The following is a 23,282-nucleotide window of genomic DNA, read 5'->3' as shown; positions in this document are numbered from 1 at the left end:
CACCGCATCCCCGGGTGCCGCATCTCGCGCGAGTGGCGGAATAGGCAGACGCGCTGGCTTCAGGTGCCAGTGTCCGAAAGGACGTGGGGGTTCAACTCCCCCCTCGCGCACGAAACGAAGAAGGGCTCCCCGAAAGGGGGGCCCTTCTTCGTTCCCTGCACGAGGGGTCTTTCCGACAAGGGGATCCTCACTCCAACGTCGGCACCAGCACCAGGACGATCTCCTCGACATCGTGACCCACGCCCGGCGCGAAGTCGACATCGCGCGAGACCTCGGTGAAACCGACCTTGGTGAGCACGGCGAGGGATGCCGCGTTGTGGGCTGCCACGCGGGCGAAGAGCGGCCGCTCCGGCTCGCGTGAGACGAGGATGCGCAGCGCCTCGGTCGCAACCCCTCTGCCCCAGGCGTGACGGGCGATCCAGTACGTCACCTCGCGGTCGCCGTCCACCGAGAAGGCCGCTGCCGTTCCGGCGAAGCCGCCGTCCTCGGTGACGACGAACATCGACACCTCCGGAGAGAAGCGGTGTCGCGTCATCCATTCGTCGAAGGCCGCACGGTCGTCCGGATCGGCGGCGGTGAAGGCGGCCATCCGCAGTCCCGCGCTGTCGCGCATCATCTCGAAGACGGCATCCAGATCGTCATCGTCGAGGTCGCGCAGTTCGATGTGGCCCACGCGTCCACGCTATCGACCGAGGGGCGGGCCCAGAAGGGGCGGCCGAGAAGCGAAGCTGACGCAGGGCGCGGTCTGGGCAGGCACCGCCTTGGCACTCGGCGGATTCACGGTCACCAAGCGGTCTCGACGCGCGCTGCCTCTCGCTGTGAGCCCGATATATCGGTAGAGTGTTCGCTGTCACGCCTGGCGTGATCTATCCGGGGGGATCCGTCGACGCCCGGGCTTCGAGTTGTTGCTCAGCCCGGGCGTGCGATGGGCGTATGCAACGTTTGTGTCACCTTCTCCGTGAACTTTTCTCCCGAACCCGCTCGTGTTCGATACCCTGGTCGGGACTCGACGCAGATAGCTCGGGCACAAGAGAACGGCATTACATGAGTACCCAGGGCACGGTCAAGTGGTTCAACGCGGAGAAGGGCTTCGGCTTCATCGCTCCTGATGACGGCGGCGCCGACGTCTTCGCGCACTACACCGCGATCCAGTCGGGCGGCTATCGCTCGCTTGAAGAGAACCAGCGCGTCGAGTTCGAGGTCGCCCAGGGCCCCAAGGGCCTGCAGGCTGAGAACATTCGTCCGGTCTGACCTAAGACCGACCGCGCGGCGCCTGCAGCGCCGCGACCATGCGGGGCGAGCCCGCGACAGAGTCCTGCGACTCAGTCGCGCTCGCCCCGTACCAGTTCCACTCCGGCCCCGGCGAACTGACGCAGTGTCGCGTCGGGCAGGAACGCACGGGTGAGGCCCGCACCGATGCGCGTCAGGTCGCTCTCGTCGCGGAACAGCAGATACATCGTCTCGTAGCGCGGGTGGAACTTCTCCTTGAACCTGTGCAGCGAGCCGAACCCGTAGACCGGCTCCAGCATGTTGGCGAGCCAGTCCGACAGCGTCGCGATCGCGCCGGCGTCGGGCGGATAATCGTGAGCGAGCGGGGCTCCCGACAGCGACAGCACCGCGGCGCCCTCCTCCGAGAAGTGCTTGGCGGATGAGCCGATCAGGAACTCCATGACCGGTCCGAACCCGCCGTCCCGGCGTCGCATGAGATCCAGCGTCCAGCCGCGCACGCTTCCGCCCTCGCCGTAGACGGGCAGCCAGGACAGGAATCCGTCGACATCGCCGTTCGGCGAGACGGCCAGGGCGAGGCGCACCTCCGGGTCCATCGCCTCGTCGAGCGTGCCGAGCGTGAAGCCCATTTCGGGAAGGCCCTTGTCGCCGACCCACATCTCCGAGATCGCGCGCAGCTGCTGCTGGACACCCCAGCTCTCGTCGCGCAGCCGCGTCATGCGGAACGCCACTTCTTCGCGGGTGGCGCGGTTGATCGAGGTGCGCACGGCAGCCCACGCCTTGCCGGTGAACTCCAGGCCCGGCAGGTCGACGATGGTGTCGTCCGCGACGACGAGACTGCGCCAGGTCTGGGGCACGGCATCCTTCGTCGCATCGCCAGCACTGAAGAAGCAGGGAATCAGGCCCGCCTTCTCCGCCATCCCGATGAACTCGGTCACCGACTGCGCGCGTGTCTGCGGGGGCCCCAGCGGGTCGGCGAGCACGATCGCGACACCCGCGCGCTTCTGATACGCGACGATCCCGGCCGACGTGCGGGCATAGCTGTTGCCTCCCCATGTCGTCATCCACGACAGTGTGCCGCCGCCATGGGCGCGCAACTGGTCCTTGACGTCCGCGACGTTCGGCTCGTCCCCGATCCCGACCGTCGCCTTGCGGTGCGCTCGGAAAGCGGCCCGCACGAAGACGAGGTACACCAGGAGCACGAGCCAGATGGCCGACTGGGCGATCGCGACGCTCAGATCGCCGACGCCCACGTCGATCGTCGCCCCCGGAACGAACAGAAGCCCGACGAACAGGATGCCGGTCAGCACATTGAACGAGGCCAGGATTATCCCGAGCACCCATGCCCACCGCCGACCGCGACGCAGGCCGTTCGCGATGATGAGGATGATCACCACGTCGATCGCGACGTCGAGGATCGAGCCGTCCGTCGCGTCGGTGTGACCGAAGGGACCGTCCGTCGGCACCAGGAAGGTGAGCACGTCGATCGCGAGCACCGCGAGCACGCTCACGAAGGCGATCAGCCGCTGCTCGCGCACCGTTGTGCGCTGGAGGCGGAGCGACCGGTCCACGAACAGCACAAGACCGACGGCGAGTGCATGCTCGAGGTCGGCGAGCGAACCCCAGAAGAACAGCGTGACGACGATGAAGCCGAGCAGCAGCGCCCACGCCCGCACGCGCCACGGTGCCGCCAGCAGGCCCGCGGCCGCGGCGATGCAGGCCATCGAGCCGCCCGACGGGCCGACGTCCAGGGCGAGCGCCTCCTGCTGGGCCCAGGGCCAGGGCAGGAAGGCGAACAGCCAGAGCAGCAGGGCGCTCGCGAAGATCGCGAACAGCTGCCCGACGCCGAAATACGCCAGCGCCACCCGCGACCCGCGGCGGTATTCGAGGTAGGCCATGCCGGCGAAGCTCGCGATGGTGAACAGGTAGACGAGCGGGTGGTTCACGAAGAACGTGCCCGTGATCGGCGTCCACCAGCGCCCCTCGACCAAGGCGGGCAGCCCGTACGCCACCGAGTCGTACAGCGGCGAATCCTCGAAGGGGCTCCAGAGCCCGGCGAAGACCACGCCGATCGCGAGCAGCGCCACGACGATCGTCAGCGTCGCGGGGATGCTGCGCACGACGTGCAGGACGGGGTTGCGCGAGGCGATCGCGGGTGTCGGCACGGCGGCGTCGGTCATGGCAACACGATAGCGGCGAGCCCCTCGGGCGGGCGGCGCCCGCGCGCGCCGCGCGGGGTCAGCGCCGGTCGCGGCGGTCGTAGTCCGCCAGGGCCTGGGCGTCTTGGGCGTCCCGCATCGCCCGGCGCGCGGCATCCAGCGCCTGCACCGGGTCGGGCATCTGCCGTGCTGCGGCCAGCTCGTGCTCGGCGGAAGCGAGCCGGGAACGGGCGTCCGCGCTCGCGCGGGTGTGGGAGACGGACGACTCGGCGTGGGCGACCGCATTCCGGGCGGCGGCGAGGGTTCCCGGAAGCGCCGTACGGGCGCCGCGGATCCGCTGCTGGGCGGTGCGCGCGTCTCCGAGTGCGAGGTCGAGCCGTCCCCGCAGGCGCGCGATGCGATCGATCGTGCGCGTCGGGCGCCGCGCCGCGTCGACCTCCATCTCGGACAGCTCGCCATCGATCAGGCGCAGCTCGGCGCCGAGGCGCTCGGAGTCAGCGGGCTCCAGCTGATCGCGCATCGCCGACGCCTGTCGCAGGGCTGTGCGCGCTGCGACGAACTCGCCGGGCACCGCCTGGGCGGCCTGGGTGATCAGGCGGTGGGTCTCTTCGAGCGTCCGCGCCTCGCTCTCGGCGCGGCGCAGCGCCCGTTCCGCCGTGGCGAGGTCGGCCAGCGCGGTGCGGGTCGGGTCGGCTGCATTCTGCTCGGCGAGGGTCAGCGCCCGATCCGCCTCGGCTGTCTGCTCGATCGCCGCGCGCGCGGCCCGGGAGGCGTCCGCCCACTCCTGCTCCGCGAATCGCGAGGACAGTTCCGACACGAGCGCGGCAGGATCCCCCATCGTGGACCGCAGCGACTCCAGTCGCTGCCGTGCAGCCGTGACCTGCGCCGCGGCCGAGACGTTCGCGCGCACCCAGTCGGCATGCTCGGCGCGCGCGGCGGAGATGGTCGCCAGAGCCTGCGTGCAGCGCCGTTCGATGCGCGCCGACACGCGGCGGATCTCCACGGGAGCGGCATCCGGCTCGGAGATCGCGCGATACTCCTCGAAGGATTCGTCTCGCACGTGCTGCGCCGTCAGGCGGGCGCGCCGCAGGGATGCCGGAGCACCGCCGCCGTACAGCGCACCCGAGAGTCCCACCTCGAGGTCCAGTTCGTCGACCGCGTCATCCAGCTGGACGAGGATCGTCCCGGCGTGCGCACGCACGGCATCGGCCGCGGCGCGGGCCCGCGGTGAGCGCCGTGCCCGCCGGATCGCCCACACGATCACGGAGACGGCGATCGCGGTGAGGCCGAAGACGACGAGCGCCGGAACCGCCCACGACAGGAACGCACCCGCGAACTCAGCCATCGGCATCCCCGATCAGCAGCAGGTCGCGCAGCTGATCGACGGTGTCGACCGCGGCCTGCGCCCCGGACGCCTCGTGCGGCCAGCTGAAGCCCCAACGGACGAAGATGACCGGAACGCCGCGCGCGGCGCCGCCCTCCACGTCGTGGTGCCGATCGCCGATGAGAACCGGCCGGCTCGTGTCGACGCCCGCCGCATCCAGCCGGCGCAGCGCCTCGCCGACGATGTCGGCCTTCGCCGCGAGCGTGCGCTCGTCGGACGTGGCCCCGACGATCGCGCTGAAGCAGTCCGACAGATCGAAATGCTCCATCAGAGCGTCGACCTGGATCTCGGGTTTGGAACTCGCCGTCGCCTGAGGGATGCCGGCCGCGCAGACCTGGCGGATCAACTCGCCGACACCGGCGAACAGCTTCGCGCCGGTCGTGTACCCGTCCGCCTTGCCGAGGACGCGGTAGAACGCCACCGCCTCTGCGGCCTGGTCGGGCGACATGCCGGCTGTCACCTGGAACGACTCGAACATCGGCGGGCCGATCCAGTGCACGAGCTCGGCACGCGTCGGGGCGGTGCGGCCGAAGTGCTCGAGCGTGATGGTCAGGCGGCGAAGGATGCCGTCCGAGGCGTCCACGATCGTGCCGTCGACGTCCCACAGCACGCACGTCCACGGCGATCGGCTCCCCATGGCAACAGCCTAGGCGGCGGTCAGAACAGCCGCGGCGCCCCGGAGTGGACGCCCTTCATGCCGTCGTAGTCCAGCGTCACGCAGCGGATCCCGCGATCGGTCGCCAGAACGCGGGCCTGGGGCTTGATCTGCTGCGCCGCGAACACGCCCGTCACCGGTACCAGGTGCGGATCCCGGCCGAGCAGTTCCAGGTATCGCGTCAGCTGCTCGACGCCGTCGATGTCTCCGCGGCGCTTGACCTCGACCGCGATCGTGCCGCCCGCGTTGTCACGCAGGAGAAGATCGACCGGACCGATCGCCGTCGGGAATTCGCGCCGGACGAGGGTGAGACCCTCTCCGATCACATCGACCTGCTCGGCGAGGAGGCGCTGAAGATCGGCCTCGACGCCGTCCTTGACCAGACCGGGATCGAGCCCGAGCTCGTGCGAGCTGTCGTGCAGCACCTCATGGATGCGCACCAGGAGCGCATCCCCGGTCTTGGCGTGCGTGACCTTCCACAGTTCGACCACACCGTCCTCGGCATCCCCGTCGTCGGGCGACTGCAGGGTCAGCGTGCAGGGCGGGCTCATCCAATTGAGCGGCTTGTACGAACCTCCGTCGGAGTGCACGAGCAGGCTGCCGTCTCCCTTGTGCACCAGCAGCCGGGTGGCCAGGGGAAGGTGGGCGTTGAGCCGGCCGGTGTAGTCCACGGAGCAGCGGGCGATGACGAGACGCACGCGACGAGCCTAGCCGTCAGGCCGCCTGCTGATGCGGGTGGCCCACTCCGACCGTCGAGCCCGCGATGGGCTTGGCCGCACTCGAAGCCAGGCCCGACGCCACGATCAGCGCCACGAGGATGTACAGCGTGTTGAGCAGGCCGATGTGCTCGCTGATGAACCCCAGGATCGGCGGCCCGCACAGGAACGAGATGTAGCCGATCGTCGCGGCCGCGCTCACGCGGGCCGCCGCCTTGGCCGGGTCATCGGCGGCCGCCGACATCCCGAGCGGGAAGCCGAGCGAGACGCCCGCGCCCCACAGCGCGGCGCCGACGAAGACGAGGGGTGTGCTCGGAGCCAGGATGAACAGGAGCAGACCGGCGGCGGCGATCGCGGCGAGGGCGCGGAGCGTGTTCACGCGGCCGAAGCGGTCCACCAGCGGGCCGCCGAAGACGCGCACGACCGTCATGCTCACCGAGAACACGGTCAGACCCAGGGCGCCGATCGCCTGCGTCGTGCCGTGCCCGTCGACCATGCCGAGGGCCAGCCAGTCGTTCGCGCCGCCTTCGGCGAAGGCCATGCCGAGCATGATGACTCCCAGCGCATACGTGCGCGGCTCGCGCCACGCAGACAGTGCCGTGTGCAGGCGCTCCCGCCAGTGCCGACGTGCGGCGGCATCCACCGGATCCATCGTGATCTCGCGCGCAGGAACATTGGCGTGCGTCACGACGCCGATCACGACGATGAAGACGGCCATGACGGAGGTGTGCACCAGCACGTTCAGGCCCACCGCGACCGCCAGCGCGCCGAGCCCCGCGCCGATCACGGTGCCGAAGCTGAAGAACGCGTGGAACAGGGGAAGGATCGTCTTTCCCACCTGCTTCTCGATCGCGGCGCCTTCGACGTTCATCATGACGTCCACGGCGCCGTTGCCCAGCCCGAACAGAGCCAGGCCGAACACGACGAAGCCGTAGGAGTGCAGGACATCCGTGCCGATGCCGATCAACGCGACGCCCACCGCAAACGCCAGGATCGCGCCGAACATGCCCGAGCGTGCGCCGAAGCGGGCGAGAACCGGTGTCGCGAGGGACAGCCCCACGATCGACGCGATGCCGGCGCCGAGCAGCATGAGCCCGATCTGGGTGTTGTCCACGTCCAGGGCGATCTTCAGGGCCGGAACGCGCGACGCCCACGTGGCGATGCTCAGTCCGCTCGCGAGGAAGATCGCGAAGACGGCTGCTCGCCATCGCGAAAGCTGCTGCGGGGTGAGCACGAGTTCCATGCGTGCCACCCTAACGAATGGCCCGGTCGCCGTCGAATCGATTCGGCGACCGCTGTTCCAGGCGGTAGCATCGACCCGACATGAGCAGCCGCAGACCCACCATCTCCGACGTCGCCCGCACTGCCGGCGTGTCGCCGTCCACGGCGTCCGTCGTCTTCAGCGGCAAGACCGCGGTGTCGGAGGCGACGCGCCGGCGCGTGCTCGACGCGGCAGGTTCGCTCGGCTACACCGGACCCGATCCGCGTGCGGCGTCGTTGCGTCGCGGACGATCGGGCATCGTCGGCGTGGTCTTCGAGGAGCACCTGGGCGCCGCCTTCCTGGATCCGGTGAAGACCCTCATGATGGACGGTCTCTCCGACGGCGTGGCGTCGCTGGGTGCCGGCCTGCTGCTCCTTCGCGACCGGTCCGTGCAGACCGGCTCGGCGGTCGGCAGCGAGCCCACCCTGACCACGGCCCCGCTGGATGCCGCAGTGCTCATCGGCTGCAGCGGGATGCTGCGGGAATCGCTCGCAGTCGTGACGGCGCGCGGCATCCCGGTCGTGGTGATCGAGGGCGACGCCGGGGAGGGCATCCCCAAGATCGGCCTGGACAATCGCGAGGCGCAGCGACAGGCGGCCAGCCACCTGCGGACGCTCGGCCATGAGCGAGTAGCGGTCGTCGCGTTGCCCGTGCGTGCCGGGTGGGAGCGCGGCTGGATCGCTGCGGACGAGACGATCACCGTCGACGTGACCCGCGAACGGCTTGCGGGTGCGCGCGAGGTGTTCCCCGACGCCCCGGCGTTCGCAGCGGCGGGCAGCTTCATCGACGAGGGGCTGGCCGCGGGGCGCGAGCTCTTCGCCCGCCCGGCGTCGCGGCCGACCGCGGTCATCGCCCAGAGCGACCTGCTCGCCGCCGGCGTGATCCGCGCGGCGGAGGAGGCGGGATTGAGAGTTCCCGAAGACGTCAGTGTGACCGGATTCGACGGGGTGGTGGTCGACGGCCTCGCACCGTATGAGCTGACGACGCTCGTCCAGCCGGCAGCGGAGAAGGGCCGGGCGGCAGGCCACGCGGTCGCCGCGATGCTGGCCGGTGACACGGCGGCCTCGATCCGCTTCACGTGCGTCTTCCGCGAGGGCAACACGACGGGCCCGCGGGCCTGACCGCTCGCACCCTTCGCCCGGTCCGAGCCTCTCGAACCCGCCGATAGACTCGAGAAGACACCCCGATCGCCCGCGCCGCCCGCGGCAGTGAGCCACTGCCGAGCTGTTGAGGCCGACGACCCCGAGGAGGCCGAGCATGCTGGCACTCCTGGGCGCGTTCACACTGCTTCCGCTGCTGCTGCCGTGGCTGGTCGCCCGGATCGGCGCCCGGGCCTTCTACGTCGCGGCGCTTCTGCCGATCGCGGCCTTCGTCTACACCGCGACCCGGACCGGAGCCGTTCTGGCCGGCAGGATCCCGTACGAGTCCTTCGACTGGATCCCGCCCCTCGGCATCCGTCTCTCGATGCGGCTGGACACCCTGTCGTGGGTGATGGCGCTCATCGTGACCGGCGTCGGCGCCCTGGTCATGCTCTACTGCCGCTGGTACTTCCGGGGCAAGTCCGAGGGCGTCGGGCAGTTCTCGGCCGTGCTGCTCGCGTTCGCCGGAGCGATGTACGGGCTGGTCGTCACCGACGATCTGGTCGTGCTCGTGATGTTCTGGGAGGTCACCAGCGTCCTGTCCTACCTGCTGATCGGGTTCTACAACCGCCGCGGAGCCAGCCGCCGCGCTGCCCTGCAGGCCCTGCTGGTCACCTCGCTCGGCGGTCTGGTCATGCTGATCGGCGTCGTGCTGATGGTGGTCGAGACCGGAACGTCGAGCATCTCCGAGATCCTGCGGTCCGCGCCGACCGGGCCGGTCGTCGACGCGGCGCTCGTGCTGATCCTCGTCGGCGCGCTCAGCAAATCCGCGATCTTCCCGTTCCACTTCTGGCTGCCGGGGGCGATGGCTGCACCCACACCGGTCAGCGCCTACCTGCACGCAGCGGCCATGGTCAAGGCGGGCATCTACCTGATCGCCCTGTTCGCGCCGGTGTTCGCCGGCTCCGGCCCGTGGCGCCCGATCGTCGTCGGGCTCGGCGTCGTCACGATGCTTCTCGGCGGCCTGCAGGCCCTGCGCGAGTCGGACCTCAAGCGCATCCTCGCCTTCGGCACGGTCAGTCAACTCGGCTTCCTGACGGTCGTGCTCGGCTATGGAACACAGGATGCCGCGCTCGCCGGCATGGCTCTGCTGATCAGTCACGCACTGTTCAAGTCGGCACTGTTCCTGGTGGTCGGCGTCATCGACCGGCAGCTGTCCACGCGTGACATCGGCGAACTGAGCGGGGTGGGCCGGCAGGCGCCGGTCATGGCGACCTTCTCGATGATCGCGATCGCCTCGATGGTCGGCATCATCCCCACGATCGGCTTCGTCGCCAAGGAGGGCGTCCTCACCGCGTTCCTGCACGAAGCCGCGGGCGGCTCGCTCTGGGGAACCGTCGGCTTCGTGGGCATCGTTCTGGGTTCCGTCCTGACGGCGGCCTACGGCATCCGCTTCGTCTGGGGGGCGTTCTGGACGAAGAAGGCCGCGGACGGCACGCGCCGCGCGCGCACGGAGTGGCCCGATCCGCCGATCGGGTTCCTCGGAGCGCCCGTCCTGCTGGCGGGGCTCACCGTGGTCGCCGGGTTCGCCGCGCCTCTGCTGGATGTCGTGCTGGCGCCGTACGCCGACCTCGCCCCGCAGGCCACGGCCGGCGTCGCTCCCCCCGAGCACCCGGCGTACCTCGCGCTCTGGCACGGGTGGGAGCCTGCGCTGTGGATCTCCCTCGCGACGATCGCGGCAGGCGCGGTGCTTTTCGCGGTCAGCGCGTCGCGAGGATGGACGCGCCGCCTGATGCCTTTCACCGCGGCCGATGTCTACAACGGCATCCTGCGCGGCATCGCCCGGCTGTCCGTGATCACGACGAGCTTCACGCAGCGGGGTTCGCTGCCGGTCTATGTCGGCACGATCTTCGTCGTCTTCGTGGCGGCCGAGGGCACCGCTCTGCTGGCCGGCCCGGGGTGGCAGGCGCAGGTGGACGCGTATCAGACGCCGACGCAGCTCGTGGTGGCGCCGGTCATGATCGCGGCCGGCCTCGTGGCCGTCCGGGCGCGCAAGCGCTACACCGGCGTCGTGCTCGTCTCGGTGACCGGGCTGGGCATGGTGCTGCTGTTCGCCACGAGCGGGGCGCCCGACCTCGCTCTCACGCAGATCCTCGTGGAGACCGTGACCCTCGTCGCGTTCGCGCTCGTGCTGCGCCGCATCCCATCGCGGATGGGGGAGCACAACGCGTCCGTGCGTCCGGTGCTGCGTGCCGTGCTGGCGGCCGCAGTGGGGGCCACGATGGCGATGGTCGCGCTCGTGGCGACCGCCGCCCGATCGGCGACGCCGATCTCGGAATCATTCCCCGATCTCGCGTACGAGCTCGGGCACGGCAAGAACGTGGTGAACGTCGCCCTGGTCGACCTTCGCGGCTGGGACACGATGGGCGAGCTGTCGGTGCTGATCCTGGCGGCGACGGGAGTCGCCTCGCTCGTGTTCGTCACCCATCGCGCCGACACCCTGTCCCGCTCGACCGCGCCGCTGCCGCCCTCGGCGGCGCGCACGCGGCGCCCGCTCGTGGAGACCGAGGAGGGAGTGCGCCCCCGCGGCGAGACCTCGGGCTCCCAGCGCATGGCCTGGCTCGTCGGCGGCCAGCGGGTGCGACCCGAGAACCGGTCGATCCTGCTCGAGGTCATCGTGCGGATCCTCTTCCACTCGATCATCATCGTGTCGCTGTACGTGCTGTTCGCCGGTCACAATCTTCCGGGGGGCGGCTTCGCCGGCGGCCTGATCGCCGGCATGGCCCTGGTCATGCGCTACGTCGCGGGCGGCCGGTACGAGCTCGGCGCAGCCGCGCCGACGGATGCCGGTCGGCTGCTGGGCACCGGAATGTCGATCGCAGTGGCCTGCGCCGTCGTGCCGCTCCTTTTCGGCGCTCCGCCGCTGACGAGCTTCTTCGTCGAGGCCGAACTGCCGGTCATCGGGCACGTGGAGTTCGTGACGTCGACGATCTTCGACATCGGCGTCTACCTCGTGGTGATCGGGCTGGTGCTGGATGTGCTGCGCAGCCTCGGCGCCGAGGTCGACCGGCAGTCGCAGGAGCTGCGCGACGCCGCCGTCAGCACGAGCGGTTCCCCGCGGCAGAGCGAGGTGGTGCCCTGATGACCGTCTCGCTCGTGCTGATCGTCGTCATGGCCGTCCTGTTCGCGTGCGGGGTCTACGCGATGCTCGAGCGCAGCCTCACCCGCGTGCTGATCGGGTTCCTGCTGCTGGGCAACGCGACGAACCTGCTGCTGCTGATCGTCATGGGCCAGCCCGGAGTCGCGCCGTTCTTCGGTGCCGCCGCCTCCACAGAGGAGATGTCCGACCCGCTCCCCCAGGCCTTGACCCTCACGGCGATCGTGATCACGTTCGCGATCTCGGCATTCCTGCTCGCACTGATCTACCGGTCGTGGCAGCTCGGCCAGGCCGACACCGTCGAGGACGACGCCGAGGACATCGCGCTGCGCGCCCGCGGCTCCGCCGCTGAGGACGCGATGGATGACGAGACTGAGCTGGAGGGTGACGACTCCACCACGGACTTCGTCGGCCTGGCCACCTCGCCGATCACCGTGCTCGGAAACCGGGACTTCGCCGGTATCCGCGACGACGCTCCGACGGATCGGCCACGCGGAGGCGACGACGCGCGCTCCCGCAGCGAGGACACCCTGCACCGCGGCGGGGAGCCGCCGCGCCGCATCCGTCCGCCGGGTGCGGGCGCGCGGGCGGATGAGGGGCACGGGGCGGAGCCGCAGCAGGACGGTGAGGAGTCGTGAGCATGAGCGCACTCGTCCCCCTCCTGGTCACCCTTCCGCTGATCGGAGCGGCGATCGCGCTGATCGCCGGCCGCCACCGCAAGGCGCAGGTCGCGGTGTCGGTCGTCACGCTCACCGTCGTGCTGGCGATCGCCGCGGTCCTGCTCGTGGTGGTCGATTCCGCCGATGCACCGATCGCGGTCTCGGTCGGCAACTGGCCGATCCCGTTCGGAATCGTGCTCTACGTCGACCGCCTGGCTGCGCTGCTCGTGGTCGTCTCGAGCATCGTGCTGCTCGCGGTCCTGCTCTTCTCGGTCGGGCAGGGCGCCGCGGACGGGGACGACGACACCCCGGTCTCGATCTTCCACCCGTCGTACCTCATCCTGGCTGCGGGGATCTTCACGGCGTTCATCGCCGGTGACCTGTTCAACCTCTACGTCGGGTTCGAGATCCTGCTGGTCGCCTCGTACGTGCTCATCACGCTCGGCAGCACCGAGTCCCGCATCCGCACGGGCGTGGTCTACATCGTCGTCTCGCTCGTCTCGTCGATCCTGTTCCTCGCCTCGATCGCCGTGATCTACGGCGCGCTGGGCACCGTGAACATGGTGCAGATCTCGGAGCGGATGAGCGAGCTGCCCCAGGAGACCCAGACCGTCCTGCACGTGCTGCTGCTGCTGGCCTTCAGCATCAAGGCGGCCGTCTTCCCGCTGTCGTTCTGGCTGCCCGACAGTTATCCGACCGCACCCGCTCCCGTGACGGCGGTGTTCGCGGGACTGCTGACCAAGGTCGGCGTCTACGCGATGATCCGCACCGAGACCCTCATCTTCCGCGAGAACGACGTCAACCTCGTCCTGATGGTCGTGGCCCTGGCGACCATGATCGTCGGAGTGCTGGGCGCCGTCGCGCAGGCCGAGCTCAAGCGCATCCTGTCGTTCACGCTCGTCAGCCACGTCGGCTACATGGTGTTCGGTCTGGCCATCGCGACACCCGCCGCGATCGGGGCGACGATCTATTACATGGTCCACCACATCGTGGTGCAGACGACCCTGTTCCTGGCGGTCGGACTCATCGAGCGCCGCGCCGGCAGCACGTCGATCCTGCGCGTGAAGGGTCTGATGCGCGCGGCCCCGGTCATCGCGGTGCTGTACTTCATCCCCGCGATCAACCTCGGTGGCCTGCCGCCGTTCTCCGGATTCATCGGCAAGTACGCCCTGTTCGACGCGGCGGCCGAAGTCGGCACGCCCATCATGATGGTCCTGATCGTCGGGGGAATCGTCACGTCGCTGCTCACCCTCTACGCCCTGATGCGCGCGTGGAACCTCGCCTTCTGGCGGGAGGAGGAGGACTCGGCCGAGACCGAGGCGCGCATCTCCTACCTCGGCGCCGCACCGGCGGCGGCCGTCGAGACGGAGGTGCGGGCGATCCCCCGCATCATGACGGCGGCGACGGCGGGCATGGTCGCGGTCACGATCGCGCTCACGATCTTCGCCGGACCGCTGTACGAGGTGTGCGCGCGCATCGGCGCGAGCCTGCTCGACCCCATCAGCCTGTCGCAGCTCCAGGACGAGGCCGGACAATGACCGCACCGATCCACCACACCTCCCGACCGCGCCACAGTGCGGGTCAGCGCGCCGGTGAGCCGGTGCGCGGCATCCGCCCGCCGGACGGCACCGGAAAGCGCAGCGTCCTCCAGCAGGTGTGGCGGCAGCTGCCGTTCTTCCTGTGGCTCGTCCTGCTGTGGATGCTGCTGTGGGGCCAGTTCACGGTGCTCGCCTTCCTCACGGGGCTGATCGCCGCGGTCGCCGTGACCCGCGTGTTCCGTCTTCCTCCTGTCGAGCTGTCGGGGCGGCTCAATCTCTGGTACGGGCTGGTCTTCGTGGTCACCTTCTTCGCAGCGCTCGTCCGGGGGTCGCTGCTGGTCGCCTGGCAGGTGCTCGACTTCCGGCGCCAGCCGGTGAGCTCGATCATCGCCGTGCACCTGCGCACCGATGACGACCTGATCATGGCGCACACCGCGGTGACCACCTCGCTCATCCCGGGGTCGATCGTGCTGGAAGCCGACCGCGATCGCCGCATCCTCTATCTGCACGTCATCGGCGCCACGACGGCCGAAGAGGTCGAGCGCCAGCGCCACGCGATCCTGGGATGGGAAGCCCGCATCGTTCGGGCGGCGGGCTCGCGCGCACAGCTCGGTGTCATCCGCAAGGCGGAGATCGACACCCCGCGACAGGGCGGGGCACCGGCGTGAACGCTCTGCTCCTTGCCATCTACGTCGTGTTCGGCGTCGCCGCGCTGCTGACTCTCTGGCGCATCGTGGTCGGGCCGTCCATCCTCGACCGAGCGGTCGCCTCGGACGTCCTGCTCACGCTCGTCATGTGCGTGCTCGGGGCCGAGATGGCGATCGACCACCACACCCGGACGCTTCCCGTGCTCCTGGTCATCGCCGCAGTGGGCGTCTTCGGGTCGATCTCGATCGCGCGCTTCGTCGCGAGGAAGGACAATGTCGACCAATGATCGACCTGGATGCCGTCTTCGACGTCACTGCTCTCGTGCTGATTCTGATCGGCGCGATCCTGTGCCTCACGGCCGCGATCGGTCTGCTCCGCTTCCGCGATGTGCCGACCCGGCTGCATGCGGCGACCAAGCCCCAGGTGCTCGGGCTGATTCTGATCTGCCTGGCGATCGCGCTGTCGCTGCGCTCGTGGCCGGTCGTCGCGTTCCTCGTGCCGGTCGTGCTGATACAGCTCGCCACCGCGCCGCTGTCCGCCCACATGGTGGGCCGCCAGGCCTATCGCAACGGCACGATCGAGGAGCGCGCGCTGTACGTCGACGAGCTCGCGGAGTCGAAGGAGACCCCGCCCGCGGCGGGCGGCTGAACCTCAGTCGGCCGGGGTCAGCGTCAGGGTGTGGGTCGTGGCCGCGTCCACCGCCGAGTCGCTGAACGCCCACGGCGTGAGCTCCGCGCGCTGCCACGCCGGCGTCTGGTCGACGTAGTTCGGGTGGAAGGTGTGTCCGCTCGCTCCGGTGAGGTGGTTCCATCCCGACGCGTCGAAGTCCGACAGGTCGACGACCATGCGCATCGACGGCACCGTGATCGTCTCGAAGCCCTGACCGATCTGCCACCCCGTGGCGTCGACGACAGATGAGCCGCCGCCGACCGGATACGGTCCGCGGTTGAACAGCAACTCGATAGGGGCGATGCCGGAGGATCCGAACGTCGCGCTCTCCAGCGGCAGGGCGTGCAGCGCCCCCCAGTTCCATCGCGCGGGGTTCTCGCCCTGCAGCTGAACGAGCCGGTCGTAGGCCTCGCTCGCGGCGTAGGCGAGCATCTCATCGCGTCCGCGCACGCCCAGCTCCGCGTTGGTCCACCACTCGGAGTCGGGGTCGTCGAGCAGCCCGCCGACCACGAGGAACAGTCGGCCCTGGCCGGTGACGGGCGCCGCGTGCTCGCGACCGGTCACGAACAGATCGAGCACGAGCTCGTCCCACAGCACGTTCGCGAAGGCGGCGGCATCCGAGTCGGCCGCGTTCTGGGCGTCCCACGCGCGCAGCATGTCCAGCGCGGCGTCGGGTCCCTTGCGGTCCGTCGAGACGTCCATGTATGCCGAGGCCAGAGCCTTGCCCATCGCGAACTCGCTGTCGGCCTGGATCTCCCGCAGGTCGTCGACCGAGAGCTTGCCGGCTGCGGCTTTGCGCTCGATCAGGTCGACGATCCGTGCGGCGCGCCAGCCGTAGTCCCAGTCGCGCGTCAGGAAGTAGGGGTAGCTCGCGGGGACGATCGCGTTGTTGGCGGTGACGATGTAGCCCTCGGGCGGGTTGAGCGAGGTGGGCAGCTCCTCGAACGGGATGTATCCCTGCCAGGCGTAGGCCGAATCCCAGCCGGGCTGGGGCAGCGAGCCGTCGCCGGCACCGCGGATCGGCAGCTTGCCGGGTGTCTGGTACCCGATGTTCCCGTCGACGTCGGCGTAGAGCAGGTTCTGCGCCGGGACATCGAAAAGCTCCGCCGCCGCGCGGAAGTCGTCGAAGTCCTGCGCCACGTTGAGGGCGAAGATCGCGGATGCCGTCGTGCCGGGCTCCAGCGCGGTCCACTTCAGCGTCACCGCGTACTCGCCCTCGGGCGCGTCCGTCGGCACGGCGACCGACCCGCCCGTCCCGCTGAAGGGATCATCCGCGATCTTGTCGAAGTCCGCCGTCAGGCCCGACACGATCGGGCCGTTGGCCGTCGAGCGGATGCGCAGCGTCTCATCCTCGCCGCCGGCGACCCGGATGGTCTCGGTGCGTTCCTCGAGCGGCACGAGAGCCCCGTCGCGCCAGTACTGGTCGTCCTGGATCTTCTCGAGGTACAGATCGGTCACATCGGTGGTGAGGTTGGTGAAGCCCCACGCGATGCGGTCGTTGTGGCCGATCACCACACCGGGCAGGCCCGAGAAGCTGAAGCCCGACACGTCGAAGGGGCAGTTGGCCGTGATCGTCCGGCATCTCAGACCGACCTGGTGCCAGACGCTCGGCAGCGCTGCGCCGAGGTGCGGATCGTTGGCCAGCAGCGGCATCCCGCTCGCGGTGAGATCGCCGGAGACGGCCCACGAGTTGGATCCGATCCCTTCGCCGGCGTCGCCCACGAGGGCGCTGACCGCCTCGACCACGCCGTCGACCTCGTCCCACGCGACCGAGGCGGTCGTCATCTGCGCGCCGCCGTCGGCGGCGATGCCGGCCGGCTGGATCGCCGTCAGCGTCGGAACGATCACCGGATTGCGGTCGAAGGGATAGTCGGGGTACAGCTCGTCGATCTGCTCGACGGTGAAATCGGCGGCGAGGATGGCGCGCTCGGTCTCATCCTCGATGTTGGTGCGCAGATCCCACGCCATCGCCTTGAGCCACGCCACGGAGTCCTCGGGCGTCCACGGCTCGATCCGGTAGTCGGCGTTCTGCAGACCCAGGACCGCGTACTCGAAGGACGCATCGGCGCCCTGGTGATCGGCGAGGTAGGCGTTCACACCGGCCGCGTATGCCTCGTAGTACGACGCGGTCGTCGGGTCGAGCGCCTTCACCTCCTGCGCGGCGACCTCGCGCCAGCCCAGAGTCCGCAGGAACCTGTCGGTCGGCAGCTGCGATTCGCCGAACAGCTCGGACAGGCGCCCGCTGGTCACGTGCCGACGGAAGTCCATCTCCCAGAAACGGTCCTGAGCGTGGACGAATCCCTGCGCGAAGAACAGGTCGTCCGTGTCGGCGGCCGAGATCGTCGGGATCCCCTGCGCGTCGCGCTGCACCTGCACGTCCCTCCCCAGACCCTCCACGGCGACCGTGCCTTCGACCTGCGGGAACGAGCGCTGGATCGTGAACACGACGAAACCGGCGGCGATGAGCGCGATCACCGTCACGCCGGCGACGATGCCGAAGGCCGTGATTCCGATGGTGCGTCCGATCGACCGGCGGGGGCGGCGCTCGCCTTCCGCTGTCCGGTTCGGTGCGGTGATGGGCTTCGACATTGAAGGGGCTTTCGAGTGGAGCGGGAGACGCGGTCTCATGCACCGCGAACCTCGGTTCCGCGTCTTCGGGTCGCGCGGGCACCGTCAGGAATCGTAACCCGAGACGCCGCGAGAGCTGCACGCGGCCGCCCGTGCGCGCCGTGGCGGAGGTTCGTGCGCAGGTCCGCGTCAGCCGGGCAGCGACAACCGCTCGAGGGTCATCCGCCAACCGCCGCCGATGCCCTTCGCAAGCCACTCGCGCGCCTCGTGGTCGGCCATGCTCTCGGGCAGAGCAAGCGTCATCGTCGCCCGGCACGCGGAGGGATCAGCGTCGAGGTCCTCGAACACGAGAGTGGCGACCGGCCCTGCCTCCAGGTTGGCGCGGTCCAGTTCGGGCCAGCCGTTTTCGGCGCCCCATGCGAAGACGATCCGTTCGTCCGGCACGATCTCGAGGTAGATGCCACCGGTCGTGTAGGAAGTGTCTTCATCGATCGCCATGGGGACCGTCCACGCGCCCCCCACTCTCAGGTCGACTTCGATCGGCTGGTCGGGCCGCGGCTGCTCGGGGTTGAGGAACCATTCCAGTTCCGACGGCACCGTCCAGGCGCGGAAGACGACCGCGCGCGGGACGGCGAATTCCCGGGTAACGACGATACGACGGCTTTCGGGCGTCATTTCTCCTCCTCGGCCTGCACCTGCACGGTGAGCTGGCGCGACAGCGCGTCGAAGCGGCTCTCGAAGAAGTCGCGGTACTGGGCGATCCAGTCCTCTGCTTCTCGCAGCCGATCGGTCTCGAGTGAGCACGTGCGCTCCTGACCACGCCTGCTCTTGCGCACCAGACCCGCGCGCTCGAGGCTCGCGATGTGGCGCGACACCGTCGGCAGGGTGAGGTCGAACGGCTCCGCAAGCTCGGAGACCGTGGCCTCACCGCGGGACAAGCGCACGATGATGCCGCGACGCGTGGGGTCGGCGAGGGCAGAGAAGGTCTCGCTCAGCAGATCATCCATACTTGCAGACTAGCGCAATTACGCTCTTGTGCAAGTTATCGCGTCAGTCCGCGCCGAAATCGAACGACGCCGACTCGGATGCCTCGTCCACGGCGTCGGCGAGCTGCTCGCGCTCGGCCGAGTAGTGGTCGGCGTGCTCGGTGATCTCGTCCGCCTCACCCGAGGTGAGCCGGCCGACGAGGGCGCCGGTCGCTCCACCGATGAGGCCGAGACCGGCGTACTGCTCCAGGCGCGACCGCGAATCCGCGATGTCGAGGTTGCGCATCGTGAGCTGGCCGATGCGGTCGATGGGACCGAACGCCGCGTCGCCGACGCGCTCCATCGACAGCTTGTCCGGTCCGTACGAGAGGTTCGGGCTGGTCGTGTCGAGGATGGTGTAATCCTCTCCGCGCCGGAGCCGCAGCGTGACCGTGCCGTTGATCGTGGAGCCGACCCACTTCTGGATCGACTCGCGGAGCATGAGCGACTGCGGCTCGAGCCAGCGCCCCTCGTACATCAGGCGGCCGAGGCGACGCCCCTGCTCGTGATAGGTCGCGAGCGTGTCCTCGTTGAGGATGCCGTTCACCAGGCGCTCGTAGGCGATGAACAGCAGCGCCATTGCGGGAGCCTCGTAGATGCCGCGGCTCTTGGCCTCGATGATGCGGTTCTCGATCTGATCGCTCATCCCCAGCCCGTGGCGCCCGCCGATGCGGTTGGCCTCGTGGACGAGCTCCACCGGATCGCTGTACTCGACGCCGTTGAGCGCCACGGGGCGGCCGAGCTCGAAGGTCACCGACACGTCCTCCGCGGCGATCTCCACCGCGGGATCCCAGAACTTGACGCCCATGATGGGTTCGACGGTCTCGAGCGAGACGTTCAGATGCTCGAGCGTCTTGGCCTCATGCGTCGCACCCCAGATGTTCGCGTCGGTCGAGTACGCCTTCTCGGCGCTGTCGCGGTAGGGGAAGCCGTGCTCGACGAGCCACGCCGACATCTCGGAGCGTCCGCCGAGCTCGGTGACGAAGTCCGCATCGAGCCACGGCTTGTAGATGCGCAGGCGCGGGTTCGCCAGCAGCCCGTAGCGGTAGAACCGCTCGATGTCGTTGCCCTTGTAGGTCGAACCGTCGCCCCAGATGTCGACGCCGTCCTCCTTCATGGCCCGCACGAGCATCGTGCCGGTCACCGCACGGCCCAGCGGCGTCGTGTTGAAGTAGGTCTTGCCGCCGGAACGGATGTGGAACGCGCCGCAGGCGAGGGCGCCCAGCCCTTCCTCGACCAGTGCCGTCTTGCAGTCGATCAGCCGGGAGATCTCCGCGCCGTACTCGAGGGCGCGACCGGGGATCGCGTCGATGTCGTCTTCGTCGGGCTGACCCAGATCCCCCGTGTAGGTGCAGGGGATCGCCCCCTTGTCGCGCATCCACGCGACGGCGACGGAGGTGTCCAATCCTCCGGAGAAGGCGATGCCGACGCGCTCGCCGACGGGGAGGGACTGCAGGACCTTCGACATGCTCCGAGTCTACTGAGGCGGCATCGCGCCCCCTGTCCGCTCACGCGACGATGCCGGGCCGCAGATCCGGCCCGGCATCGCGTGCGATGAATCTCAGACGTGCAGCACTCCCGAGGCGGGCGCAGCGCCCCCGCGCACAGCTGCCCGCCGCTCGCGGAACCGTCCGATCTCGACGATCACGGCCCCGATCGCCACGAACGCGACCAGCATCACCGCGATGTAGGTGAACGCCGATCCGTACCCCGCGTTGTGCGGGTCCAGGAACGGGTACGGGTACCACCACGACGTGCTGCCGTCGGGGTTGGAGACCCGCAGCCCGCGCACCATCGTGTACGCGATCCACACGATGGGGTACCCCAGGAACGTCACCAGCGACCACCAGGGCAGACCGCGTCGTCGCGGCGCCCAGAGCAGATCGAGGATGAAGTAGATCGGCAGCGCCACGTGCAGGACCTCGACCGCGTAGGAGTCCAGCAGCCGGATCCCCGCCGTGTCGCCCAGAGCGATCCCGGTCGGAGCGCCGCGCAGCAGCAGGTTGTAGACGATGCCCAGCAGAAGCACGGGACCGGCGACGGCGGCGAGTGCCAGGGCGATGCCCAGCGGCTCCCGCGAGGTTCCCGGGTGCCGCTGCGCCCAGGTGGCGGCCGCCACGAGCGCGATGACGCTCAACAGCGACGAGATGATCGTGAACAGGCTGAAGTAGTTCGCGAGCACGAGCTCGAGGTCCTGCTTCTCCCGCGAGGCACGATCGATGTTGACGATGAATCCGGCGACGATGCCGGAGAGTGCTATGACCGCCGCAGCGATCCTGAACCACGACCAACGCATTTCGATGACCTTTCCCTATGGATCATCCCCATGACATTAGAAGTAGTGCTGGCGCGCACAGTACGTCACAAACGTTGGCGCCCGAAACCGGGAAGTAGCCCAAATGGGGGACAGAAAGGTTGTGGCTCTTCTACAAAAGAGCTCCGCGGCGACGACCGACCCCCACCACGACCGAAGCCACCGCGATGATGGCGACGGCGATGATCACGACGTAGATCGCGACTGAGCCCCAGCCTCCGGAACCGTTCGGATTCAGGAAGGGGTACGGGTACCAGTACGGGTCGCCGTTGCCCGGATTGATGATGAACGGCGCGCGCAGCAGCGTGTACGCCACCCACACGAGCGGGAAGATCACGATGCCCAGCACGGCACGCCACGGAAGGGCACGGCGCAGCGGGCCGACGAACAGGTCCACCAGCAGGAACAGCGGCCCGATGAGGTGCAGCGCCTCGTTCGACCAGGCGACGATCGACCCGGGCTCGAGCGCGATCCCGCGCAGGAGGATGTTGTAGACGATGCCGGTGACGACCATGTACGTCGTCACCGATGCCAGGGCGAACGCGAGCCACGCCGGTTCCGACGTGGCCGTGCGACCTCGTGCGAAGTACCAGATGCCGGCGACCGCGAGGATCACCGCGGCCGCGGTGTTGGAGAGGATGGTGAAGAAGCTGAAGAAGTTGGTGATGATCGTCAGCACGTCGCGCCCGTTGGCGATCGCCCCGCTGATCGACTGGGCCAATTGGGCGATGATGGCTGCCGCGAGGAAGACGGCCATCGCCAGGCGCAGCACGGACCAGAGGGACGACCAGGCGGGGGAGCGCAGCATGGGGCCACACTATCGGCGGCACACACCGGCAGGATCCGCGGCGGGGTGCGCACTCCGGGTGCGCGCGGCGCTCCCCGATAGGATGGGGTGTACCGTCGGATCCTTCCCGAGGAGTGAATATGCCCGCCATCGTGATCGTCGGAGTCCAGTGGGGGGATGAGGGCAAGGGCAAGGCGACGGACCTCCTCGGTGATCGCACCGATGTCGTCGTCAAGTTCAACGGCGGCAACAACGCCGGCCACACCGTCGTGATCGGCGACGAGAAGTATGCGCTGCACCTGCTGCCCTCCGGCATCCTCTCTCCGGGCGTCACGCCCGTCATCGGCAACGGCGTCGTCGTCGACCTCGAGGTGCTCTTCGCCGAGCTCGAAGCTCTGAACGCGCGCGGACTCGACACCAGTCGCCTGAAGATCAGCGCGAACGCGCACGTGATCACGCAGTACCACCGCACCCTCGACAAGGTGACGGAGCGCTTTCTCGGAAAGCGCATGATCGGCACCACCGGCCGCGGCATCGGACCCGCGTATGCGGACAAGATCAACCGTGTCGGGATCCGCCTGCAGGATCTGTTCGACGAGAACATCCTGCGCCAGAAGGTCGAGGGCGCGCTCGATCAGAAGAACCACCTGCTCGTGAAGGTCTTCAACCGCCGCGCGATCACGGTCGACGAGATCGTCGAGGACCTGCTCTCGTACGCCCCGCGGCTGCGCGACATGGTGTGCGACACGTCGCTGCTGCTCAACGACGCTCTGGATGCCGGCGAGGTCGTCGTGTTCGAGGGCGGGCAGGCCACCATGCTCGACATCGATCACGGCACATACCCGTTCGTGACCTCCTCATCCGCCACCGCGGGCGGCGCGGCGACCGGCGCCGGCGTCGGGCCCAACCGCCTCGACCGGATCGTCGGGATCGTGAAGGCGTACACGACACGCGTCGGCTCCGGTCCGTTCCCGACCGAGCTGTTCGACGAGCAGGGCGAGTGGCTGCGCTCGCGCGGATTCGAGTTCGGCACCACGACAGGACGCCCGCGCCGCGTGGGCTGGTACGACGCTCCCATCACCCGGTACGCCACCCGCATCAACGGCATCACCGACCTCGTGCTGACCAAGCTGGACATCCTGACGGGTCTCGACGAGATTCCGGTGTGCGTCGCGTACGAGGTCGAAGGCACCCGGTTCGACGAGGTGCCGGTGAACCAGTCCGACTTCCACCACGCCACGCCGATCCTGGAGTACTTCCCCGGCTGGCAGGAGGACATCTCGGGCGCGCGGACATTCGAGGAGCTGCCGGCGGCCGCGCAGGACTACGTCCTGGCGCTCGAGCGCATGAGCGGAACCCGCATCTCGGTGATCGGCGTCGGCGCGTCCCGCGATGCGGTGATCGTGCGACACGACCTCGTGGACTGATGCGGCCCT

The 23,282-nt window shown here is 69.2% G+C and carries 21 protein-coding genes and 1 tRNA gene; 10 read left to right on the top strand and 12 right to left on the bottom strand.

Annotation, left to right across the window (positions count from 1 at the left end; translation table 11 throughout):
• Positions 1-26: 26 nt before the first annotated feature.
• A tRNA-Leu gene (locus RWQ91_RS05030) sits at positions 27-110 on the top strand.
• 77 nt (positions 111-187) lie between these two features.
• On the opposite strand, the gene RWQ91_RS05025 is transcribed toward RWQ91_RS05030, so the two are convergent.
• Entirely contained in the window at positions 188-673 is a 486-nt protein-coding gene (locus RWQ91_RS05025; protein WP_314503155.1) for a GNAT family N-acetyltransferase, read from the bottom strand.
• A gap of 371 nt (positions 674-1,044) precedes the next feature.
• On the opposite strand from RWQ91_RS05025, the gene RWQ91_RS05020 reads away from it, so the two are divergent.
• Complete coding sequence (locus RWQ91_RS05020) at positions 1,045-1,251, top strand: cold-shock protein (RefSeq protein ID WP_091485579.1); 207 nt, start codon at positions 1,045-1,047, stop codon at positions 1,249-1,251.
• A 71-nt stretch (positions 1,252-1,322) separates the two neighbouring features.
• Here the strand turns inward: RWQ91_RS05020 and RWQ91_RS05015 are convergent, their stop codons facing one another.
• The 5 genes from RWQ91_RS05015 to RWQ91_RS04995 are packed head-to-tail and all read right to left on the bottom strand — an operon-like array spanning position 1,323 to position 7,384.
• Positions 1,323-3,407, bottom strand: a complete 2,085-nt coding sequence (locus tag RWQ91_RS05015; protein WP_314503151.1) for a DUF2156 domain-containing protein — start codon at positions 3,405-3,407, stop codon at positions 1,323-1,325.
• Positions 3,408-3,465: 58 nt separating this feature from the next.
• The gene (locus RWQ91_RS05010; RefSeq protein ID WP_314503149.1) at positions 3,466-4,731 is read right to left on the bottom strand and encodes a hypothetical protein; all 1,266 of its coding nucleotides are present in this window, start codon (positions 4,729-4,731) and stop codon (positions 3,466-3,468) included.
• Complete coding sequence (locus RWQ91_RS05005; RefSeq protein ID WP_314503147.1) at positions 4,724-5,407, bottom strand: HAD hydrolase-like protein; 684 nt, start codon at positions 5,405-5,407, stop codon at positions 4,724-4,726. Before RWQ91_RS05005 ends, RWQ91_RS05010 begins: the two co-directional genes overlap by 8 nt.
• A gap of 20 nt (positions 5,408-5,427) precedes the next feature.
• Positions 5,428-6,123, bottom strand: coding sequence for an endonuclease NucS (gene nucS / locus RWQ91_RS05000; RefSeq protein ID WP_314503145.1), 696 nt, complete (start codon positions 6,121-6,123; stop codon positions 5,428-5,430).
• Between the two features lie 16 nt (positions 6,124-6,139).
• Complete coding sequence (locus RWQ91_RS04995; RefSeq protein ID WP_314503143.1) at positions 6,140-7,384, bottom strand: MFS transporter; 1,245 nt, start codon at positions 7,382-7,384, stop codon at positions 6,140-6,142.
• A gap of 80 nt (positions 7,385-7,464) precedes the next feature.
• Here RWQ91_RS04995 and RWQ91_RS04990 point away from each other — a divergent pair, with 80 nt between their 5' ends.
• From RWQ91_RS04990 to mnhG, 7 genes are all read left to right on the top strand, one after another.
• The gene (locus tag RWQ91_RS04990) at positions 7,465-8,523 is read left to right on the top strand and encodes a substrate-binding domain-containing protein (protein ID WP_314503142.1); all 1,059 of its coding nucleotides are present in this window, start codon (positions 7,465-7,467) and stop codon (positions 8,521-8,523) included.
• 136 nt (positions 8,524-8,659) lie between these two features.
• Positions 8,660-11,623 (top strand): Na+/H+ antiporter subunit A, encoded by a 2,964-nt coding sequence (locus tag RWQ91_RS04985; RefSeq protein WP_314503140.1) that lies wholly within the window; start codon positions 8,660-8,662, stop codon positions 11,621-11,623.
• The gene (locus RWQ91_RS04980) at positions 11,623-12,276 is read left to right on the top strand and encodes a Na(+)/H(+) antiporter subunit C (protein WP_314503138.1); all 654 of its coding nucleotides are present in this window, start codon (positions 11,623-11,625) and stop codon (positions 12,274-12,276) included. The genes RWQ91_RS04985 and RWQ91_RS04980 overlap by 1 nt, the downstream gene beginning before the upstream one ends.
• Positions 12,277-12,278: 2 nt before the next feature.
• Entirely contained in the window at positions 12,279-13,835 is a 1,557-nt protein-coding gene (locus tag RWQ91_RS04975) for a Na+/H+ antiporter subunit D (RefSeq protein WP_314503137.1), read from the top strand.
• Positions 13,832-14,503: a Na+/H+ antiporter subunit E gene (locus RWQ91_RS04970; RefSeq protein ID WP_314503135.1), complete on the top strand. Its 672-nt coding sequence runs from the start codon at positions 13,832-13,834 to the stop codon at positions 14,501-14,503. The genes RWQ91_RS04975 and RWQ91_RS04970 overlap by 4 nt, the downstream gene beginning before the upstream one ends.
• Entirely contained in the window at positions 14,500-14,769 is a 270-nt protein-coding gene (locus RWQ91_RS04965; protein WP_314503134.1) for a monovalent cation/H+ antiporter complex subunit F, read from the top strand. Before RWQ91_RS04970 ends, RWQ91_RS04965 begins: the two co-directional genes overlap by 4 nt.
• A complete protein-coding gene (gene mnhG, locus RWQ91_RS04960; RefSeq protein WP_314503131.1) occupies positions 14,766-15,131 on the top strand; it encodes a monovalent cation/H(+) antiporter subunit G in 366 nt (121 codons plus the stop codon). Before RWQ91_RS04965 ends, mnhG begins: the two co-directional genes overlap by 4 nt.
• A 3-nt stretch (positions 15,132-15,134) precedes the next feature.
• Here the strand turns inward: mnhG and RWQ91_RS04955 are convergent, their stop codons facing one another.
• The 6 genes from RWQ91_RS04955 to RWQ91_RS04930 all read right to left on the bottom strand — a co-directional run bounded on the left by RWQ91_RS04955 (position 15,135) and on the right by RWQ91_RS04930 (position 21,867).
• Complete coding sequence (locus RWQ91_RS04955) at positions 15,135-17,741, bottom strand: penicillin acylase family protein (RefSeq protein ID WP_314503129.1); 2,607 nt, start codon at positions 17,739-17,741, stop codon at positions 15,135-15,137.
• A 168-nt stretch (positions 17,742-17,909) separates the two neighbouring features.
• Positions 17,910-18,395 carry an SRPBCC domain-containing protein gene (locus tag RWQ91_RS04950; RefSeq protein WP_314503127.1) on the bottom strand — a complete coding sequence of 162 codons (486 nt, stop codon included), beginning with the start codon at positions 18,393-18,395 and terminating at the stop codon, positions 17,910-17,912.
• Entirely contained in the window at positions 18,392-18,727 is a 336-nt protein-coding gene (locus tag RWQ91_RS04945) for a metalloregulator ArsR/SmtB family transcription factor (RefSeq protein WP_314503125.1), read from the bottom strand. Before RWQ91_RS04945 ends, RWQ91_RS04950 begins: the two co-directional genes overlap by 4 nt.
• A gap of 43 nt (positions 18,728-18,770) precedes the next feature.
• Positions 18,771-20,213, bottom strand: a complete 1,443-nt coding sequence (argG, locus tag RWQ91_RS04940; protein WP_314503123.1) for an argininosuccinate synthase — start codon at positions 20,211-20,213, stop codon at positions 18,771-18,773.
• A gap of 93 nt (positions 20,214-20,306) precedes the next feature.
• The gene (locus tag RWQ91_RS04935) at positions 20,307-21,041 is read right to left on the bottom strand and encodes a Pr6Pr family membrane protein (protein ID WP_314503121.1); all 735 of its coding nucleotides are present in this window, start codon (positions 21,039-21,041) and stop codon (positions 20,307-20,309) included.
• Between the two features lie 130 nt (positions 21,042-21,171).
• Complete coding sequence (locus tag RWQ91_RS04930; protein WP_314503119.1) at positions 21,172-21,867, bottom strand: Pr6Pr family membrane protein; 696 nt, start codon at positions 21,865-21,867, stop codon at positions 21,172-21,174.
• A 119-nt stretch (positions 21,868-21,986) separates the two neighbouring features.
• On the opposite strand from RWQ91_RS04930, the gene RWQ91_RS04925 reads away from it, so the two are divergent.
• On the top strand, positions 21,987-23,273 hold the full coding sequence (locus RWQ91_RS04925; RefSeq protein WP_314503118.1) for an adenylosuccinate synthase: 1,287 nt from the start codon (positions 21,987-21,989) through the stop codon (positions 23,271-23,273).
• Positions 23,274-23,282: the final 9 nt, after the last annotated feature.

Source organism: uncultured Microbacterium sp. (assembly GCF_963524805.1).
Taxonomy (GTDB): Bacteria; Actinomycetota; Actinomycetes; order Actinomycetales; family Microbacteriaceae; genus Microbacterium.
This window is presented reverse-complemented; position numbering and strand designations above follow the sequence as displayed.

What these genes read in the sequence shown, in the direction of transcription:
- RWQ91_RS05020 (WP_091485579.1), top strand. Translation starts at nt 1,045, where the DNA reads ATGAGTACCCAGGGCACGGTCAAGTGGTTCAACGCGGAGAAGGGCTTC.
- RWQ91_RS05015 (WP_314503151.1), bottom strand. Translation starts at nt 3,407, where the DNA reads ATGACCGACGCCGCCGTGCCGACACCCGCGATCGCCTCGCGCAACCCC.
- RWQ91_RS05010 (WP_314503149.1), bottom strand. Translation starts at nt 4,731, where the DNA reads ATGGCTGAGTTCGCGGGTGCGTTCCTGTCGTGGGCGGTTCCGGCGCTC.
- RWQ91_RS05005 (WP_314503147.1), bottom strand. Translation starts at nt 5,407, where the DNA reads ATGGGGAGCCGATCGCCGTGGACGTGCGTGCTGTGGGACGTCGACGGC.
- RWQ91_RS04995 (WP_314503143.1), bottom strand. Translation starts at nt 7,384, where the DNA reads ATGGAACTCGTGCTCACCCCGCAGCAGCTTTCGCGATGGCGAGCAGCC.
- RWQ91_RS04990 (WP_314503142.1), top strand. Translation starts at nt 7,465, where the DNA reads ATGAGCAGCCGCAGACCCACCATCTCCGACGTCGCCCGCACTGCCGGC.
- RWQ91_RS04985 (WP_314503140.1), top strand. Translation starts at nt 8,660, where the DNA reads ATGCTGGCACTCCTGGGCGCGTTCACACTGCTTCCGCTGCTGCTGCCG.
- RWQ91_RS04980 (WP_314503138.1), top strand. Translation starts at nt 11,623, where the DNA reads ATGACCGTCTCGCTCGTGCTGATCGTCGTCATGGCCGTCCTGTTCGCG.
- RWQ91_RS04975 (WP_314503137.1), top strand. Translation starts at nt 12,279, where the DNA reads ATGAGCGCACTCGTCCCCCTCCTGGTCACCCTTCCGCTGATCGGAGCG.
- RWQ91_RS04970 (WP_314503135.1), top strand. Translation starts at nt 13,832, where the DNA reads ATGACCGCACCGATCCACCACACCTCCCGACCGCGCCACAGTGCGGGT.
- mnhG (WP_314503131.1), top strand. Translation starts at nt 14,766, where the DNA reads ATGATCGACCTGGATGCCGTCTTCGACGTCACTGCTCTCGTGCTGATT.
- RWQ91_RS04955 (WP_314503129.1), bottom strand. Translation starts at nt 17,741, where the DNA reads ATGTCGAAGCCCATCACCGCACCGAACCGGACAGCGGAAGGCGAGCGC.
- RWQ91_RS04950 (WP_314503127.1), bottom strand. Translation starts at nt 18,395, where the DNA reads ATGACGCCCGAAAGCCGTCGTATCGTCGTTACCCGGGAATTCGCCGTC.
- RWQ91_RS04945 (WP_314503125.1), bottom strand. Translation starts at nt 18,727, where the DNA reads ATGGATGATCTGCTGAGCGAGACCTTCTCTGCCCTCGCCGACCCCACG.
- argG (WP_314503123.1), bottom strand. Translation starts at nt 20,213, where the DNA reads ATGTCGAAGGTCCTGCAGTCCCTCCCCGTCGGCGAGCGCGTCGGCATC.
- RWQ91_RS04935 (WP_314503121.1), bottom strand. Translation starts at nt 21,041, where the DNA reads ATGCGTTGGTCGTGGTTCAGGATCGCTGCGGCGGTCATAGCACTCTCC.
- RWQ91_RS04930 (WP_314503119.1), bottom strand. Translation starts at nt 21,867, where the DNA reads ATGCTGCGCTCCCCCGCCTGGTCGTCCCTCTGGTCCGTGCTGCGCCTG.
- RWQ91_RS04925 (WP_314503118.1), top strand. Translation starts at nt 21,987, where the DNA reads ATGCCCGCCATCGTGATCGTCGGAGTCCAGTGGGGGGATGAGGGCAAG.